1 pseudogene is annotated in these 867 nt (G+C 59.5%); it reads right to left on the bottom strand.

Going from position 1 to position 867, the window contains the following annotated elements:
• Window positions 1-679: 679 nt before the first annotated feature.
• Window positions 680-867, bottom strand: a pseudogene (locus tag AC1DY5_RS57315) (HupE/UreJ family protein); the annotation flags it as partial.

Below are 867 nucleotides of genomic sequence, written 5' to 3'. Positions count from 1 at the left end.
AGTACGTCAAGCCAAAGTGAGAGAGCATCAAGTTCGGCGGCGTTGTTACGACCCGCACTAATTTCGGATTAGAGACCCGACCTATTTGAGGTCGAGACAGTGACGACTTGGGCAGATATTGCGCACATCTCATCACTTTCGGGGCCGGGATGAAAGATTCTTTCACCTGAACGCCTAAGTCCCGATGAACCTCATGTCCCGCGATGTCTTGGGCAATATTCCAAAAGCACAATGCGTGCCGCTATGGCTGTGGGGGGCGGCATGCCGCCCCCCACAGCCATACGCAAGCATCTGACCCCCTGCGCAAGTATCAAGGGTCCGCTGCGCCGGGCTGGCGCCCGCCCTTGACACCGCTTCGGCGGGAAGACCAGGAAACACCCCCGGGCCCCGCTGCGTCCCATCCGGGAATAGACTTTCACGCCCTCATTTCGTTGTCCCACGCAAATTCTCAGCCGCTGAACACTGTGAGACATTCGACACACAAGCCCCTGTGGCGCCAGCACCTTTCCTACAGCCGGCCCACCGTACTCAAGGGCCGACAACCGCAACGCCCACATTTAGCGCGAGACAAAGAGTCCTGTTTCTTCTCGGACAGTGGCGGACATAACAGGCGTCGGCCTTGTTGCATGGAGATGGACCGCGCCTCTTGATTGAATGTTGCAGGTCCCGCCGCTGCGCCTCAGGTCCAGAAGCCAGCGATCCGTTCGAAGAACCAGAATGACGCCAGAATGCCGATCGCATACGGCGCGGCTGGGCGCACCCAGGGTTCGAGCGGCGCGGCGAGTTCGACTCGCTTTGCCAAACCGTACAGTCCCAGCACAGCGGCGATGAAGGCGAGTTGCCCCAGTTCGACGCCAACGTTGAATG

The organism is Variovorax sp. P4_D9 (assembly GCF_056401695.1).
Note: the sequence above shows the minus strand (reverse complement) of the source record. Positions and strands in the feature narration are given on the sequence as shown.